The following is a 16,897-nucleotide window of genomic DNA, read 5'->3' as shown; positions in this document are numbered from 1 at the left end:
CATCGACCAACGTATTTTTTTCACAATTTATAATAGTTATTTTATAAAGACAGCGTTTTATTGCGAGGAATCGGCTTTTTTATTACGTGAAATTTATCACTGTCATAAAAGGCGCGCCACGGATAAGGCCACTAATTATTGATAGCGTTTTCACGGACTCGTAAGATCGAAAGTAAAGAGGGGGTAAATGATATGAACACAGAGACATCAAAACAACATGTTTCGCTAAAAGCACGGATCCAAAAACTAGGAACCGCCTTAAGCGGAATGATTATGCCTAATATCGGGGCAATTATCGCATGGGGGCTTATCACTGCTATCTTTATGGCCCAGGGATGGTTTCCGGTTAAACACATTGCAATTTTAATTCAACCAATGTTGCACTACCTATTACCGCTCCTGATTGCCTACGTCGGAGGACGGATGGTTTATGAGGAACGGGGAGCCGTTGTTGGCGCGATTGCCGTTATGGGAGTAATCGTCGGCGCGAAAATCCCAATGTTCTTGGGGGCGATGATTATGGGCCCTCTGGGCGGCTGGTGCATGAAGAAATTTGACAGCCTGTTCCAGGGCCACATTAAATCTGGCTTTGAAATGATTTACAACAACTTTTCAAGCGGGATTATCGGAATGCTGCTGGCTATTTTTGGCGTGTACGTCATTAATCCGCTGGTGGTGGCTGGAAGCAACTTTATGAGTATGGGCGTGACGTGGATCATGCACATTCACATGTTACCGCTGGCCAACTTGTTTATCGAACCAGCTAAGGTACTGTTTCTAAATAACGCGGTTGGGAACGGAATTTTGGTCCCGTTGGGAATTCAGCAGGCTGCTTCCCTTGGGAAGTCCGTCTTATTCTTAATGGAATCAAACCCAGGTCCAGGACTAGGGATCCTATTAGCCATTATGCTCTTTGGAAAGGGGAACGCGAAGAGTTCTGCTCCGGGGGCAGCAATCATTGAATTCTTTGGTGGAATTCATGAAATCTATTTCCCGTACATCTTAATGCAGCCGGTGTTAATCCTTGCCGCTATGGCTGGCGGGGTAACCGGAACGTTCCTTTTTCAGGCTTTTGGTGGGGGATTAAAGGCCGCGGCATCACCGGGGTCAATTATTTCGATTCTGTTGATGACTCCACGGGGGGGCTACATTGCTAACCTGTTAGGAGTTGGCGGAGCGTGCTTGGTTTCCTTCTTGGTGGCAACGCTGTTATTAAAGACAACGAAAGCTAAGGATGATGATTTAGAAGCTAAGCAAAGACAGATGGAAGCCATGAAGGCTGAATCAAAGGGCCAGCCGATGGTCTCTAAGGAAGAAGCCCAACAGGCCGTTGAAAGTTATGGTGGCGTTAGCCGGATTATCTTTGCGTGTGACGCTGGAATGGGTTCCTCTGCAATGGGGGCATCCCTTCTCCGGGATAAGGTCAAGAAAGCCGGAATTGATGATGTACCGGTCACTAATACGGCGGTTAGCCGGTTAAAGGATGAGCCCGGATTACTTGTTATTACGCAAAACGAACTGGCCGAACGGGCTCAGGAACGGACCCCGCAGGCAATGCATGTTGCTGTTGATAATTTCTTGAGCTCACCGAAGTATGACGAAGTGGTTACTAACTTAAAAGCTGCCCGGCAGGTTGAATCAACGCCGATCACTTCACCTCAACCAAGCGCAACCCCACAGCAGCAGAAACCGGCTAACTGGCAAGACGTAGATTTTGATCAGGTAAAGGAAGTTGACTTTATCCATACCGATCAGCACCGTGGCACGACCACAATGGCTACGCAACTGTTTAAGGAAGAGCTGCAGCAAGCCGGAAAGGACGTTGCGGTTAAGCGGCTTGCACTTGCGGATTTACCCGACGATAACCAGCACCTGGTAATCGTTACGCCGGCTGCTCAGCGAACGTTGAAGTTACGGGCCACGCACGTTCAGGTCATTGTGCTACCGAACTTGCTTGACCAGGAACAGTTGGCAGCAATTAGTCAACAGTTTTAGGGGGAATGAAAGATGAAATTAACACCGGAAATGATTACGTTAAACCAGGATATCGCTACCAGGGAAGCAGCAATCCGGAAAGCCGGTCAGCTGTTGGTCGATGCGGGATGCGTTACCCCTGAGTACGTGGACGCTATGATTACGCGGGATAACGACGTGTCAACGTATATGGGCAACTTTATTGCGATTCCGCATGGGACCGATAAGGCCAAACGCTATATCAAAAAGACAGGAATTTCCGTGGTGCAGGTGCCAATGGGAGTGAATTTCAGTTCTAATGATCAGGAAGACAATCTCGTCACTGTTGTTTTTGGGATTGCGGGAAAAAACGATGAACACTTGCAGCTATTATCACAAATTGCGTTATTTTGTAGTGACGTTACGAACGTTGCCCGGCTGGCGGATGCAACGAAGGTGGATGATGTTATTGCACTATTAAAGGAGGTCGGCAAATAATGAAGGACGTTCATTTTGGAGCAGGTAATATCGGTCGGGGCTTTATTGGTGCAACGTTAGCTGATAACGGGTTTGAAATCGAATTCGTTGACGTTAATGCGACGGTGATTGATGCGTTAAACAAACGGCACGAATACTCAGTTGAGTATGCCGCACCGGAAAAGAAACGGATTACCGTTCGGAATGTTTCAGGAATTAATAACGCCAAGGAACCAGAAAAGGTGGTCCAGGCGCTTGCGACGGCTGACCTGGTAACAACGGCGATTGGGCCAAAGGTGTTACCGTTGATTGCGCCGTTGATTGCGCAGGGTTTAAAGGCCCGGCGTGATACGGGGAACCGGCATCCACTGGATGTTGCGGCTTGCGAAAACATGATTGGGGCCGGGGATGCTCTAAAGAAGGAAGTTTATGCCCATCTTGATGGGGATACCTTAGCGTTTGTTGATCAGTACGTGGGGTTCCCCAATGCGGCGGTTGACCGAATTGTTCCGGAACAGCACCATGATGACCCGTTGTTAGTGGCGGTTGAGCCGTTTAAGGAATGGGTCGTTGACAAAAGTATGTTGAAGAACCCGGCTATTCACCTGACTGGGGTGGAGTATGCTGATGACCTGGAACCCTACATTGAACGAAAATTATTCTCGGTTAATACCGGCCACGCCACGGTTGCGTATAACGGAAAGTTTATGGGCTATACCACCATTGGTGAAGCGGTAAAGGCCCCCCAAATTTTGAAGTTATTGCGGAATGCGTTAGGGGAGACGCGGGCGTTGTTAGCTGCTAAGTGGCCTAACTTTGCCCTGGCTAATTTGGAAGCATACCACGAAAAGATTGTTTCTCGGTTTGAAAATCCATACATTTCAGATGCGATTGCCCGTGTTGGCCGGACACCAATCCGAAAACTGGGATACAACGAACGGTTTATCCGGCCAATTCGAGAGTGCCGAAAGCGCGGCTTGGCCTATGATACCCTACTTAAGACGGCGGGACGGATTTTCACGTTTGATGAACCAAACGATCCGGAAAGTGTGCGGCTAATGAAAATGGTTGCTGACCAGCCATTGGATGAAGTTGTTGCTGGAGTGACGGGGATTAAGGATCAAGCATTACTGGATGAAGTCGTTGCATCTGCGCGGGAGGCAATTACAACCTATTCCGGGAATTAGGGAAATCCTTGGAATAAGATTACACTATTAATTATTAGGGTAACGATGATAAAAAGAGGTTGGGATATTAAATCCTAGCCTTTTTTGCTTAAAATAGCAAAAAAACATAATTTTCGTTTATTTTAATCTGCTTTTTGAAATGAAGGCGTGACATAATAAGACCACACGTGAAGGGAGTGGTTAAAATGATGGTATCAACGTTGATGCAAGTTGGTGATATGGGGGTTCTGACTGTTCCGGATGAGCTCCTTGAGCAGGGGAAAATGGAGCCGTACTATTGTGTTCGGCACGAAGAAGATGGGGTTCTCGTGTTCTATCCGTTAGGATCGTTTTTACGGGAACAGCAGCAGGGAGACTTGTAAAAGTAGAAGGGTAAATTAAAACAAATAAAACGGGCGTGGTGGAAGGAGCATGCCGAACCGAAAATAGTTCAGTGGTATGCGCACTTCCACCGCGCTTATTTACTATGGGAATTTTCAGAATTATTGGAGAGACCGCACAACGTGGACGTCCCGGCAAAAGCCCTTTAGTGCGTTGTATACGTGTTGAGCACGGGAATACTTGGTGCAAATTCCTAGAACAGTTGGCCCGGTTCCCGTCATGGTGGCGGCATCTGCCCCGAACTGCAGCATTTTGGTTTTAATCCGGGTAATGGCCGGGCAAACCTGGGCAGTGATTGGTTCTAATACGTTCCCTGTTAGTTCAAGTAATCGGGTATAATTTCCAGCTTGAATAGCTCGAACGGCCTCGATGACCGCCACGTGTTCTAAGGTTTCGTAGTTAATTTGCCGTAAAATCGTGGGAGTTGAAATGTTATCGTGTGGTTTAGCGATGACAAACCACATTGGTGGGAGCGTCTTTAACGGTGTAATTTGCTCTCCCCGGCCAGTTACGTGAGCGGGAATCCCGTAAACGCAAAACGGAACATCTGCATCAATCGTTAGGCCAATTTGGGCAAGCTCGCGGATAGTTAAGCCTAACTGCCATAAGGAATTAAGGCCGCGTAAGACGGCTGCTGCATCGCTTGAACCGCCCCCCATTCCGGCGGCAACGGGAATGTGCTTGTCAATAGTAATGGTGACCCCTTCGTGAATGTTAAATCGCGTTTGAAGGGTCTTAGCAGCCTGGTACGCAAGGTTGTGGTAGTCCCGTGGCAGGTAGCTTGTATCTGTTTGGACGGTAATTTTCATCGTATCCGGAATGGTTTTAAGGTGGATGTAATCGGCCAGGTCAATGGCGGTCATGATCATGTCCCATTCAGGGGCGCCATCCTGGTGACGAAACGGGGTATCAAGGATCAGGTTTACCTTGGCAGGGGCTTTCGCGGTTAATTCCATCTTGTCACCATCTTTCCGTCCATTTTTCTTCCATCATTATACTGGTTATCAAAATATGAAACAAGCAACCGTGAAATGAAAGAAAAAGTTATTGACGCGGGAAAACTGCGATGATACCCTAAACATTGTCTTAAATAGTACTTATTACTATTTACATTACGATTAACAGGAGGACAGTGAATGATGAGGTGGCATCGCTGGTGGGTTGCAATGGTCGCACTCCTTACTTTGGGAGTTACTTGGAGTACTACCCCACAACGGGTGGTCGCGGCATCAACGCACCGGCTTCAGGTTGTGACGACTTTTTATCCGGTATACGACTTTACAAAGGCGGTTGTAGGAAATAGGGCGGACGTATCCGTTTTAATTCCTGCAGGGACAGAACCCCATGATTTTGAACCGACCGCCCGGGAGGTAGCTCGGATGTCACGGGCGGACATGGTAATTTACACAACAAAGTACATGGCACCGTGGATTGATGCTTTACGGCCAAGTTTGCGGGATGATCACACGACATTGGTTGCGGCTGGCAAGGGAATTCCGCTGATTAGTACACGGAATGAGATGAATGCGCAGGATGCTTTGCTAGTTCAGGAACACCGGCAGGAAGCGGGCTATTTTGGTGGTGGGGGTGCGAAGGACCCGCATATTTGGCTTGATCCGGTTAATGCAGTTGCGATGGTTCGAAACATTGAACGGGGAGTATGCCAAAAAGATCCCGGAAACGCCGCTTATTACCGGCGAAACGCCCGACACTATATTAGGCAGTTGTACGGTCTTGATCGGAAATACCGGCGGGCATTTAAGGGGTGTCATTCGCGAACGTTTATTACCCAACACGCTGCGTTTGGCTATCTTGCGCGGCGGTACGGGTTACACCAGATTACGATTGCGGGGATTTCCGATAATGAGGAACCTAGCCCGCAACGGCTGGCACTTCTGCACCAGTACATTCGGCGCACACATACGCCAGTGCTCTTTGCTGAGGCGGATGCATCCCAGAAAATTGCACGGGTGTTAGCTCATGATACCCAGGTGCAGGTGCGCCCGCTTAATCCGCTTGAAAGTTTAACGACAACGGAAATTCGGCACGGCGCTAACTACTTAACGGTCATGAGGACCAACTTGCAGGAACTGAAGCACGCAATTCACTAGGAGGAAAGAATGAATTACATTGAAGTTCACGATTTATCCTTTGTTTATGAGGACCATCCCGTTCTTCAACACGTTAGCATGACAGTGCGGGACGGTGAGTTTGTTGTTTTGGCAGGGGAAAATGGGGCGGCTAAGTCCACGTTATTGCGAACCATTCTTGGGGAAGCTAGGCCGGCCCACGGGACAGCCCGGATGGCGCCCCGTAATCGGTACGGCCGCTCCTTAAAAGTGGGGTATTTACCCCAACAAATTGCGGCGTTTAACGCCGGTTTTCCGTCAACCGTCTATGAACTGGTGGCTTCCGGTCGCTTTCAACGGGGACGGTGGTTTCACCCACTTCGGGAGCATGACCGGCGCCATATTCAAAAGGCGCTTGATGCTGTTGGAATGTGGGAGTGGCGGCAACACCGCATTGGGGAACTCTCAGGGGGGCAAAAGCAGCGGGTTTGTCTGGCTCGTATCTTTGCGGCGGACCCTGATTTGTTTATTTTGGATGAGCCCACAACTGGAATGGATACTGAAACCCGGGCGCAGTTTTATCAGCTATTGCAACACGAGGTTCAAGCACACAGGAAGAGTATTTTAATGGTGTCGCACGATAACGATAACGTGATGGATTATGCAGACCGGCAGGTTCGGTTGGTTAGAATGGAGGGAATCCAATGGCGATGTTTTTCTATGGCTTCATGCAACGCGCACTAGTTACCGCGGTTTTAATGGCGGTTTTGGCCCCGCTACTCGGGTTGTTTTTAATTTTACGGCGACAATCCCTGATGGCTGATACTCTTTCCCACGTTTCATTGGCGGGGGTGGCCCTGGGGTTATTCGTTAACCTAAACCCTACGATTACCACATTGGTGGTGGTGGTACTGGCAACCATCTTAATTGAGTACATTACCCGGGCATACAAAACGTACGCTGAAGTTGCGATTGCAATTATTATGGCAGCGGGGTTAGCGATTGCGTTAACCTTGATGAGCCTTGATCGGGGGACCTCTGCGCTGAGCGTTGATCAGTATCTGTTCGGGTCAATCGTTGCGATTAGTAACCAGCAGGTGCTTTTATTGGCGGTGCTTACGGTGATTGTGGTTGGAGCATATATTCTTTTTCACCGGCCGATGTACGTGATGACGTTTAGCCCAGCAACGGCGCGGGCAGAAGGGTTACCCGTGTCGTACATGTCGTTGGTTTTTAACGCCTTAACGGGAATTACAATTGCAGTGATTATGCCGATTGCGGGGGCGTTATTAGTCTCAGCGGTAATGATTCTTCCGGCAGCGATTGCGATGCGGATAGCCCGGCGCTTCAATGCTGTTGTTTTTGCCGGTATTGGTATTGGAATGATTGGCACAGTTGGGGGACTAGTGTGCTCGTATGATTTTAACACACCACCGGGCGCAGCCATCACTTTGCTACTGGTAGCCATTTTTTTGACTTGCCTTGGTGGTCGGGGAATATGGTGGCGGCTTCGCGGCCGGCGCCAGCAGATTAATCACTAATGTTTCCGGACAAATGGTGTTATTGTGAACCTTTTTTAGTGACAAAGACGAACTTTTTTATAAAAAACAGGGGCAAAGGGTTGTAAATTCGTCAGGGTTCCATATAATTTAATTATGCAAATCATGGACTTCATTCATTATTTTTTATTAGAAACGGAGGAATTGTGGTGAAGGCACGGCGCAGTGAGCGGCTGATTGACATGACTAATTACCTGTTATCCCGGCCGCATAAGCTTATTTCGTTAACGTTCTTTGCTAACCGGTACGAGTCGGCAAAGTCATCAATCAGTGAGGATTTAACCATTGTAAAGCGAACGTTCGCTCAGTGGGGGATCGGGGTAATCGAAACGATTCCCGGTGCTGCTGGCGGCGTGATTTTTACTCCGTCCATTAGCGAACAAGAGGTCCGAGCGTTTATTGATGAAATGACGGACCAGCTTTCAGAGGAGAGCCGGCTGCTTCCGGGAGGATACGTTTACCTGTCCGATTTATTAGGGCAACCTGAGGTTCTTCAGCGGGTTGGGCGGTTAATTGCCCGGCAATACATTGACAAGAAGGTTGATGCGGTGATGACCGTTGCAACCAAAGGGGTGCCGATTGCACAGAGTGCCTCCCAGTATCTGGATGTTCCGTTTGTTATTGTACGGCGGGATTCTAAGATTACTGAGGGGGCGACCGTTTCGGTCAACTACGTTTCGGGCTCAAGTAAGCGGGTTGAAAAAATGGAGTTGTCTAAGCGGAGCCTGCAAGAGGGCGCGAATGTTCTGGTAGTTGATGACTTCATGAAGGGCGGCGGAACCGTTAACGGAATGAAGAGCATGATTGAGGAATTTAACGCTAACCTGGTTGGAATTACGGTCTTTGCGGAAGCGGCCTTTGATGGTCAGCGGATGGTTGAAGATTACACTTCATTATTAAAGGTTGATAAGGTCAATACGTTGGATAAGAAAATCCACGTTAGTGCGGGAAACTACCTCGAACAGGTTTTTGGGTAAAATAAAAGTGTGAATGTGAAAAACCGGGAACATGATGAGGATCATGTTCCCGGTTTTTAATTATCACTATTGAATTAATTACTGGGCGCCGTAAACAGCAGGTGCGGTGTGCCCGGTTCCTAACCCTTGATTAGCAGCTTGGGAATCATAGGTATTTGCGGGCGTAGTTGCACCCGTAGAATTACCATATGGAGTACCCGCATCCTTAATATCTTGCTCATATTCTTGCTCGGTAGAGGTTCCGGCAAGGGTCGTTCCGGTCTTGGCGTGTTTTAATCCTAGTGCAGCCCGAATGATATTAGTAATTCGCTGTTTTTCGGAGTGGTATGGCACCTCGTAATCTTCACCGCCAATTACTTCGGTATGGCCTTGAAGGTGGGTGGACTTCATGTGATGAGTTGCTACCCGGTACTTTGAACCGAGAATCAGGAGGTCATCAAAGGTTAAGTCGGTGCGCATTTGCTTGGAAACCGTCTTCATGAAGTTCTGGTTAATCAGACTGGTGAGGTCTGATCCCTTAAAGGCCAATTTCATAAGAACCTGTCGTTGCCGTTCTTGCCGACCATAATCACCGAGTGGATCCTGGTGGCGCATTCGGACATAAGCCAGGGTTTTTTTGGCGTTCATGTGCGTCTTCTTTCCCTCGGTGAAGTGGTACCCACCATAACTAAAGGTTAACGTTGGCTTAACCGTTACCCCATCTACGGCCTTAATGAGACTTTCTAGCCCACCCATGTTGATGGTGGCGTAAAAATCAATCGGAATGTTGAGGTAACGTTGCACGGTCTTTACCGCCGTGTACGAACTGCCGTACTGGTAGGCGGCGTTAATCTTACTCGGGTAGTCGTTTTCGTGCTTGTAGATGGCAACTAGCGTATCCCGGGGAATGCTGACTAGCGTCATCGCCTTTTTCTTAGGATTCAGCACGCACACAATCATCGTGTCGGTCCGTCCCTTGAAGTTTCGGCCAAGCGCTCCGGTATCTGTTCCCATTAGTAAGACAGAAATCGGTTTCCCTTCTTTTAGCATCTTGGAAACATTGCGTTCCTTTTGCATTCCGGTGGCCTGAAACATCAGGTTAGATTCCTGGTGAGCGTACTCAAACCGGTTATAAAAGAAGAAACACCCGTAAGCAAGCGCAATTACAGTCACAAGGAGCCCCCAGAAGAACCACCGTTGCCGCTTTTCCTGGCGATTGTTGGTTGTCGTTGGCCGGGAAAAGGTCCGTCGGCGTTCCCGCCGGCTGTGGCGGGAAGGGGAGGCGTTCCCGACGTATCCTTTTTCCTCTTCTTCGGGGGTTAGGGAGTACGGTTCCCGGGAGTTATCTTCATAGTGGCCGTGTTGCCCATCGTCTTCAAATGGATAACCAATCCGCCGGCGTTGTTGCTGGTGGGGATTGAATTCAGAATCATTATGTTGTGTTCGCCGTGAGGCCATTAAAACTTCCTCCAATTCATCGGGGGTTGATAGCGGTAATCGCTATTAAACGTGATAAACAAAGCGGAGGCCGTGCATAGCGCACTCTCCGTTCTAGTTGCGGGAATTAGAATGGATTCCCTAATTACAAAGTTACGGGTAAAGATTACCTACTGTGTCCCATGATAAAACTGAAAATGAGGATAAGCAACACAATCGTTGTTAAGACAACGTAAAGTATGTCCTTTTCCTTAACGAAGGAGTAGATAGAAACAACCACCCGTAAAACCGGCGTTAGCAGCAAAAGGAACAATCCCCCCATCATGATAGCCGCCGGTTTCAGTGTGCAAATCCCGGTTACAATTCCTGTGAGGGTTGTGGGAAAGAAGTTTTTCGTTGCATAGCCGCCGCCATGACGAATAAACAGCAGAAGTAATCCGATTAACATAACAACGGCTGCAAAAATTACTCCGATCCGCATGATATGACCGATTAGCAGTGCAACGTCTTGTTCCTTATCAACACCCGTTTGGTTGTGCGTGAGTTTATTTTGTTGTTTTTTTTCGTTCATTTCATCATCACCCAATGTTAATTCCAAATGCTTTCAGGGCCATCTGTAATCCAAGGTACAAGAAAACCGGGACAAAGATCATGCGTAGGATCCGCGTTGGCAGTTTTTGCATAATCCGGCTACCAAGTAGGGAGCCGACAAGAATTCCTAGAGCCAAAGGAACGGCGATTTCTGGCCGGATGGCGCCGCTAAAGAAATAAACCGTTGCTGATGCGGCGGCCGTAACTCCCATCATTAGGTTACTTGTTGCACTTGATGGCTTTAGGGGCATCTTCATGGCGTTATCAAGTGCCATGACCTTGAATGCTCCTGAACCAATTCCCAGCATTCCAGAAGCAAGCCCAGCCCCAAACATAATGGCTAACCCGCCGGGAATATTTTGAACATCGTAATGCACTTCCTCGTGAGTGTTCTTATCGTAGTATGAACTGTTGAGCTTGAAACGGACAGCCCATTTATCAGGTTTTGCCCGGTGAAGCACTTCCTCACCAGCCATTAATTTCCGCACCATGTTAAGTGATGCGAAGAGTAAGAGGCATCCAAACAGAAAATATAGAATCTTACCGTTCATTGACCCGGTTAAGAGAGCCCCAATGACGGCCCCGCTGGCTGTGGCCACTTCTAAGAACATGGCAACCCGAAGGTTGATTAAGTCGTCTTTTAAAAAAGCGATGGTTGAACCAGAGCTGGTGGCAATCACCGCGATGATGCTTGCTCCGATAGCGTACTTAATGTTGAGCCCGAATAGGAGGGTGACAATTGGAGTGACAATCATTCCGCCCCCAATTCCAAGAATTGCGCCGAGCGTTCCGGCAAGGAACCCCACAAAAAGCATGATCGCTGCTGTTGTAATCATACGTAACGCTCCTTTTTATAAAATCACCTTCATTATACTCTTTTCAAAAAGACCGGCTGATTAAGTTTTGGTTCTGCTGCGGGTTAGTGCATAAAGTATGGTATATTGAAGGCAAACTGAAATATGACTAAGAACGGGTGAGGAGTTAATGTATACGTGTGAACGCTGTGGCCACCAGTTAGAAGGAAACCAAGACAAGTGTGCCTTTTGCGGTGCCCGGCAACAACGGGATAATGCTACGGGTGAAAAGAAAAAATGTAAGAAGTGTCACCGTGATATTCCGGTAAACGCTAATTTTTGTCCGTACTGTGGGGCGGATCAAGCATACCTCGATCCGAATGAACTCCACCAGGAAGAAGAGGAGGATCTCCAGGGAAAGACCGTGCAGGGTGACAGGCCAATTCGGGTGACAACAATCAATAGTGAGGAGGACCTTCAGCGGTTCTTGATGGAAATGCAGCAGCAAATGCAACGAGAACAGCAGCGGGTGCCACACCTTCCCCGAAATGAGTCAGCTGAACCGGGGATTATTCCTTCAACGAAGTTAATGATGCGGGATACGTTTGTTTTAGGAAAACGGATGGGCCGGGCAGATTTTTGGTGGGGAACGCTTGGATTGGTTTTATTGCTGGCCTGTTATACGGTGGTTGTTGGGCTAGGGGTTCAGCTGTTAGTTGAACTCGGAATTAGTAAAACACTTGCTCTTCGGGTTGGCTTTACCCTTGGAATGGCTGGAACAACGGCAGCTGTGATTTGTAACTTAACGGCTCAGGTTCGGCGGTTTCATGACGCTGAATTACCCGCGTTTTTCTTTCTTTTTATTATCCTGTTAGGGGATATTCCGCTGCTTTTATTGTGCATAAAGGGACAGGTAATTACTAATGATCGGTATACTTTTCAGGCTCCCCGGGAACGGATGATAGCGTTTGAACAGCACTTCCAGCAGCACCAGCAAGAAGCCAAACAAGAAGAGGAACAAGATGAAGCGGAGAACCGGGTGCGGAATGCGGGGAAACAGCATGATGAGCACCATGACGATCAAGATGAGTGAGTTAGGGATTGTATTTAAGCGCTAAGTTTGGTATTGTAACACTATCGAACAGAGGTTGCGGTAATCAGTAGTAACTTAGTTGAGGCAGGGGATTGCCATTGAAGCTAGGTGAAAGGGTGCACCGCCGAAGCCTTACCTGGATCCTCCCGGGTGAAGCTGGGCGTCTGGTTAAGAGCTGGACGACTGTCGCGGGTGACCGCGGAGCGCTATCGATATCCATGAATCAGAGATAACTGTGAAGTGAGTGGGGCGTAGTTCGAGGCTACGCCCTTTTTGGTGTTGATTAGTGTTTGCCTCAATAATATTACTGAGGAGGACGAACCCATGAAAAAGGATTCGCACGAATATTCACTAAAACGGGACTTAAAGACCCGGCATCTTTCGATGATTGCCCTCGGAGGAAGTATCGGGACGGGGCTGTTTGTCGCTTCGGGTTCCGCAATCTCTACGGCCGGCCCTGGAGGCGGGTTGATTGCCTACGTCGCAATTGGGGTGATGGTGTACTTCTTGATGACGTCACTGGGAGAAATGGCGACATACATGCCGGTGTCGGGATCATTTGCTACGTACACAAAGCGGTTTGTTGACCCGGCATTAGGCTTTGCGATGGGGTGGAATTACTGGTTTAACTGGGCAATCACTATTGCGGTTGATGTCTCAACGGCGGCATTGGTGCTGCAGTTCTGGTTCCCCCACGTTCCTAATTGGATTTTTAGTCTGGGCGCATTAAGCTTAGTCTTCTTGATTAACTTTCTCTCCGTTAGGTCGTACGGAGAGACAGAATACTGGTTATCCCTGGTAAAGATTGTTACCGTTATTGTTTTCTTGTTGGTTGGTTTTCTTACCATCTTAGGCATTATGGGAGGGGGCCATGCGGTTGGCCTTCGTAACTTCACATACAAGCAGGCCCCGTTTGTGGGCGGATTGCCGGCAATTCTCAACGTCTTTGTTGTTGCTGGATTCTCATTCCAGGGGACGGAACTTGTTGGGGTTACGGCTGGCGAATCAGCCACACCTGAAAAAAGTGTGCCGACAGCAATCAAGCAGGTTTTCTGGCGGATTCTGTTATTTTACATCCTGTCAATCTTTGTAATTGCTTGCATTATTCCGTATACCAGTCCGGATTTACTAGGTTCTTCGGCTAAGGATATTGCCATTAGCCCGTTCACGCTGGTCTTTAAACGGGTCGGGTTAGCCTCGGCGGCCTCCGTGATGAATGCGGTCATTCTTACGGCGGTTCTGTCATCGGCTAATTCGGGGATGTACGCATCAACCCGGATGTTAATGTCGCTGGGGCAAACCGGTGATGCTCCGCGGATTTTTGGCAAAGTGAACCAACGGGGAATTCCGCTCCCAGCGTTACTGGTAACAACATTGGTTGGGTTGGCCACGTTCTTGACGAGTATTTTTGGGCAAAAGGTTTATATTTTCTTAGTGGCTGCGAGCGGGTTAACCGGGTTTATTGCGTGGGTTGGAATTGCAATTTCACATTACCGGTTCCGGCGGGCATACGTTGCTCAGGGGAAGGACTTAAACGCTCTGAAGTACAAGGCAAAATGGTTCCCGTTTGGGCCGATTTTGGCGTTTGTAATGTGTATTTTAGTGATTGTGGGGCAAAATACTAAGGCGTTTACCCACCTTGACTGGTATCAAATTTTGATTACGTACATGTCGGTTCCGTTGTTCTTCGGACTGTTTTTCTACTACAAATTTAAGCATCATACGAAGTTAATTCCGCTCAAGGAAGTTGACCTGACGACGACCCGGGTAACGGAGAAGAAACAGGTTGACAAGTAGGCGGAGCGGATTATACTGAAACCAAAGCTAAAGTGTTAAACATCATAATTCGCCATAAGTAGGTTTTCAGAGACGGGGAATGGTGAGAGCTCCGAACCGAAACTCCAGCGAGTTAAGTATGGGCGGGTAATGCCGCACGGGAGACCGTTACCTTAGTTGAGTGCGCAAGGAATGCGAACTTGGGTGGTACCGCGAAACGGAGTCCGTTCGTCCCATGGGATGACGGGCTCCGTTTACTTTTTTAAGGAGGAATACCATGTTAGACGTTAAGGATATTCGAAAGAACCCGGATGAATACAAACAGCGGTTGGCTGCCCGGGGAGTGACTGCGGACCAGATTGATCAATTAATTGCGGCGGATGCCAAGCGGCGGAAACTTCTCCAGCAAAGTGAAGAGCTCAAAAAAGAACGAAATGATGTTTCGGCAGCAATTGCTCAGGCCAAGCGAAATAAAGAAGATGCCACGAATGCGATTACCCGGATGCGGGAGGTTGGGCAGCAAATTAAGCAACTGGATAATGAATTGATGATGGTTCAAGAACAGGTTAAGGATATGGCTTCACGGTTGCCGAACCTTCCAAACCCGACCATCCCGATGAGTATGAATGAGGAAGACGCTGTTGAGATCAAAAAGGTGGGGACACCACGGGAGTTTGATTTTGAACCTAAGGCTCACTGGGACATCGGTGAGGACCTTGACATTCTTGATTTTGAACGGGGAGCGAAAGTTGCGGGTGCTCGGTTTGTGTATTACAAGGGATTAGGTGCTAAGTTGGAGCGGGCCGTGTACAACTTTATGCTAGATGAGCATGAAAGGGAAGGGTACACGGAAATGATCCCACCATACATCGTTAATGCTGCTTCGATGTACGGAACGAGTCAGTTTCCAAAATTTAAAGAAGACGTTTATCAGGTAAACGGTGAGGACATGACGTTAATTCCAACAGCTGAGGTGCCCCTTACTAATTATTACCGCGATGAGGTGATTCCGCGGGAACAGCTACCGGTTTACGAAACGGCCCTGACGCCGTGTTTCCGGTCTGAAGCCGGAAGTGCTGGTCGGGATACCCGGGGGTTAATTCGGATGCATCAGTTTAATAAGGTGGAAATGGTGAAGTTCTGTACGCCAGAGACATCCTATGATGAATTAGAAAAGATGACGCAAAACGCCGGGAATATTTTGGATAAACTGGGATTGCCGTACCATATTATTACGCTGGCTTCCGGTGATATGAGCTTCAGTGCGGCAATGACGCATGACCTTGAAGTGTGGATGCCAGCACAGAATAAGTACCGGGAAATTTCTAGTTGCTCTAACTGTGAGGATTTCCAGGCACGGCGGGCGCACATTCAGTACCGTGATGAAAACGGCAAGCGACACTTTGTTCATACGCTAAACGGTTCTGGGTTAGCAGTTGGGCGGACGGTAGCAGCCATCCTTGAGAATTATCAGAATGTGGACGGGACGGTTACCATCCCAGAGGTTTTGCGGCCATACATGCATGGGATTGAAAAGATTACGAAGTAGCGGCGGAACTAAAACTACAAGGTAAGTGGAGCGGAAGCATAGGTTGGATTAATCCTGGGTTACAGGTATGGTGAAATTTGGATGTTTCCGTACTAGGAATACGAATAACAAGAAGGATGAAACTTCTTGGTTAAAAGGCTTCAGGGAATTGTTCCCTGAGGCCTTTTGTGGTATCGTGACGGTAAAAAATGGAGAATAACGATGACAAAGTTTTACTTTTTGCGCCACGGGCGTACAGTGTATAACAAAGAGCTTCGTATTCAAGGCGCACGGGCGGATTCGCCGTTATTAGATCAAAGTGTTCAGGATGCACGTTTAGCGGGAAAGTATTTACAAAACATTCCGTTTGAGGCAGTGTATGCCAGTCCCCTTGGTCGAACCCAACGCACCGTTCAGTTAGCGTGTGCGGCAGCGGGGATTACATTGCATCCAGTGCTAGTCGATGATTGGCGAGAGTTCGATTTTGGAAAATGGGATGGTGTTTTAGAAGACGATGTGGTTAAGCGACCGGAGTTTGATGCGTTGATTAATCATCCCAGTCAGTTCGATGGAACGGCGTTAGGCGCGGAATCGTATGCGCATTTTATTCAGCGAATTAAACGGCCGTTGCAGTCTGTTTATCGGCAACACCCTAGTGGGAATGTGCTGGTAGTGGCCCACGCGATGGTAATTTCATACTTACTCCAAACGATTCGGGGATTAAGTGTGGATGAGGTTCGTCCGGCCGGGTTAGTGGCGAATACGAGCATTTCGGTCCTTGAAACGCAAGATGGGCAATCATACGTCGTTCCTATGTGGAACAATACGGAATTTTTAAAATAGTGGTTGACGCTGTTTTGTTGAACTGGTATATTAATAGGCGTTGTCGGTGGACGACCGTTATTGAGAATTAGGACTTGACGGACAGGTTCTTTTCTCGCTATAATAGGTTAGTCGCTTGGGCGACGGTAGATCTTTGAAAACTGAACACAGTATCGACGAATTAAATGTGTAGGGCTCTTTTGAGCAACATAATTTAACGAAGTCAAACTTCGCTAGTAATAAATAATGAGTCACGAATTCAAAATGAGAGTTT

16 protein-coding genes and 1 riboswitch are annotated in these 16,897 nt (G+C 48.1%); of the genes, 12 read left to right on the top strand and 4 right to left on the bottom strand.

Annotated elements, in window-relative coordinates:
- Positions 1-192: 192 nt before the first annotated feature.
- From ACI3EZ_RS02960 to ACI3EZ_RS02945, 4 genes are all read left to right on the top strand, one after another.
- Entirely contained in the window at positions 193-1,995 is a 1,803-nt protein-coding gene (locus tag ACI3EZ_RS02960; RefSeq protein WP_405025472.1) for a PTS mannitol transporter subunit IICBA, read from the top strand.
- A 12-nt stretch (positions 1,996-2,007) separates the two neighbouring features.
- Complete coding sequence (locus ACI3EZ_RS02955) at positions 2,008-2,451, top strand: PTS sugar transporter subunit IIA (RefSeq protein ID WP_405025471.1); 444 nt, start codon at positions 2,008-2,010, stop codon at positions 2,449-2,451.
- The gene (locus ACI3EZ_RS02950; RefSeq protein ID WP_405025470.1) at positions 2,451-3,617 is read left to right on the top strand and encodes a mannitol-1-phosphate 5-dehydrogenase; all 1,167 of its coding nucleotides are present in this window, start codon (positions 2,451-2,453) and stop codon (positions 3,615-3,617) included. The genes ACI3EZ_RS02955 and ACI3EZ_RS02950 overlap by 1 nt, the downstream gene beginning before the upstream one ends.
- A gap of 185 nt (positions 3,618-3,802) precedes the next feature.
- A complete protein-coding gene (locus tag ACI3EZ_RS02945; protein ID WP_405024464.1) occupies positions 3,803-3,979 on the top strand; it encodes a hypothetical protein in 177 nt (58 codons plus the stop codon).
- Between the two features lie 120 nt (positions 3,980-4,099).
- Here ACI3EZ_RS02945 and ispE read toward each other — a convergent pair whose 3' ends face one another.
- The gene (ispE, locus tag ACI3EZ_RS02940; RefSeq protein WP_405024463.1) at positions 4,100-4,954 is read right to left on the bottom strand and encodes a 4-(cytidine 5'-diphospho)-2-C-methyl-D-erythritol kinase; all 855 of its coding nucleotides are present in this window, start codon (positions 4,952-4,954) and stop codon (positions 4,100-4,102) included.
- A gap of 180 nt (positions 4,955-5,134) precedes the next feature.
- On the opposite strand from ispE, the gene ACI3EZ_RS02935 reads away from it, so the two are divergent.
- The 4 genes from ACI3EZ_RS02935 (at position 5,135) to purR (ending at position 8,603) form a co-directional block, all read left to right on the top strand.
- Entirely contained in the window at positions 5,135-6,109 is a 975-nt protein-coding gene (locus ACI3EZ_RS02935) for a metal ABC transporter substrate-binding protein (RefSeq protein ID WP_405025469.1), read from the top strand.
- Positions 6,110-6,118: 9 nt separating this feature from the next.
- Complete coding sequence (locus ACI3EZ_RS02930; protein ID WP_405025468.1) at positions 6,119-6,811, top strand: metal ABC transporter ATP-binding protein; 693 nt, start codon at positions 6,119-6,121, stop codon at positions 6,809-6,811.
- Complete coding sequence (locus ACI3EZ_RS02925; protein WP_405025467.1) at positions 6,772-7,608, top strand: metal ABC transporter permease; 837 nt, start codon at positions 6,772-6,774, stop codon at positions 7,606-7,608. Before ACI3EZ_RS02930 ends, ACI3EZ_RS02925 begins: the two co-directional genes overlap by 40 nt.
- 167 nt (positions 7,609-7,775) lie before the next feature.
- Complete coding sequence (gene purR / locus ACI3EZ_RS02920) at positions 7,776-8,603, top strand: pur operon repressor (RefSeq protein WP_405024459.1); 828 nt, start codon at positions 7,776-7,778, stop codon at positions 8,601-8,603.
- Between the two features lie 78 nt (positions 8,604-8,681).
- Here purR and ACI3EZ_RS02915 read toward each other — a convergent pair whose 3' ends face one another.
- From ACI3EZ_RS02915 to ACI3EZ_RS02905, 3 genes are all read right to left on the bottom strand, one after another.
- Positions 8,682-10,040 (bottom strand): LCP family protein, encoded by a 1,359-nt coding sequence (locus tag ACI3EZ_RS02915; RefSeq protein ID WP_405024458.1) that lies wholly within the window; start codon positions 10,038-10,040, stop codon positions 8,682-8,684.
- A 145-nt stretch (positions 10,041-10,185) separates the two neighbouring features.
- Entirely contained in the window at positions 10,186-10,500 is a 315-nt protein-coding gene (locus ACI3EZ_RS02910) for a DUF1634 domain-containing protein (RefSeq protein WP_405024607.1), read from the bottom strand.
- A 97-nt stretch (positions 10,501-10,597) separates the two neighbouring features.
- The gene (locus ACI3EZ_RS02905; RefSeq protein ID WP_405024457.1) at positions 10,598-11,446 is read right to left on the bottom strand and encodes a sulfite exporter TauE/SafE family protein; all 849 of its coding nucleotides are present in this window, start codon (positions 11,444-11,446) and stop codon (positions 10,598-10,600) included.
- A 148-nt stretch (positions 11,447-11,594) separates the two neighbouring features.
- On the opposite strand from ACI3EZ_RS02905, the gene ACI3EZ_RS02900 reads away from it, so the two are divergent.
- The 4 genes from ACI3EZ_RS02900 (at position 11,595) to ACI3EZ_RS02885 (ending at position 16,644) form a co-directional block, all read left to right on the top strand.
- Positions 11,595-12,497 carry a zinc-ribbon domain-containing protein gene (locus ACI3EZ_RS02900; RefSeq protein ID WP_405024456.1) on the top strand — a complete coding sequence of 301 codons (903 nt, stop codon included), beginning with the start codon at positions 11,595-11,597 and terminating at the stop codon, positions 12,495-12,497.
- Positions 12,498-12,538: 41 nt separating this feature from the next.
- Positions 12,539-12,714: riboswitch (Lysine riboswitch) on the top strand.
- Positions 12,715-12,821: 107 nt separating this feature from the next.
- Positions 12,822-14,294 carry an amino acid permease gene (locus tag ACI3EZ_RS02895; protein WP_405025466.1) on the top strand — a complete coding sequence of 491 codons (1,473 nt, stop codon included), beginning with the start codon at positions 12,822-12,824 and terminating at the stop codon, positions 14,292-14,294.
- A 256-nt stretch (positions 14,295-14,550) separates the two neighbouring features.
- Positions 14,551-15,822, top strand: coding sequence for a serine--tRNA ligase (serS, locus tag ACI3EZ_RS02890; protein ID WP_405025465.1), 1,272 nt, complete (start codon positions 14,551-14,553; stop codon positions 15,820-15,822).
- Positions 15,823-16,023: 201 nt separating this feature from the next.
- Positions 16,024-16,644, top strand: a complete 621-nt coding sequence (locus ACI3EZ_RS02885) for a histidine phosphatase family protein (RefSeq protein ID WP_405025464.1) — start codon at positions 16,024-16,026, stop codon at positions 16,642-16,644.
- The last annotated feature ends 253 nt before the right edge of the window (positions 16,645-16,897 follow it).

The organism is Ligilactobacillus sp. LYQ60, assembly GCF_045033015.1.
In the GTDB taxonomy this organism is placed as follows: domain Bacteria; phylum Bacillota; class Bacilli; order Lactobacillales; family Lactobacillaceae; genus Ligilactobacillus.
This window is presented reverse-complemented; position numbering and strand designations above follow the sequence as displayed.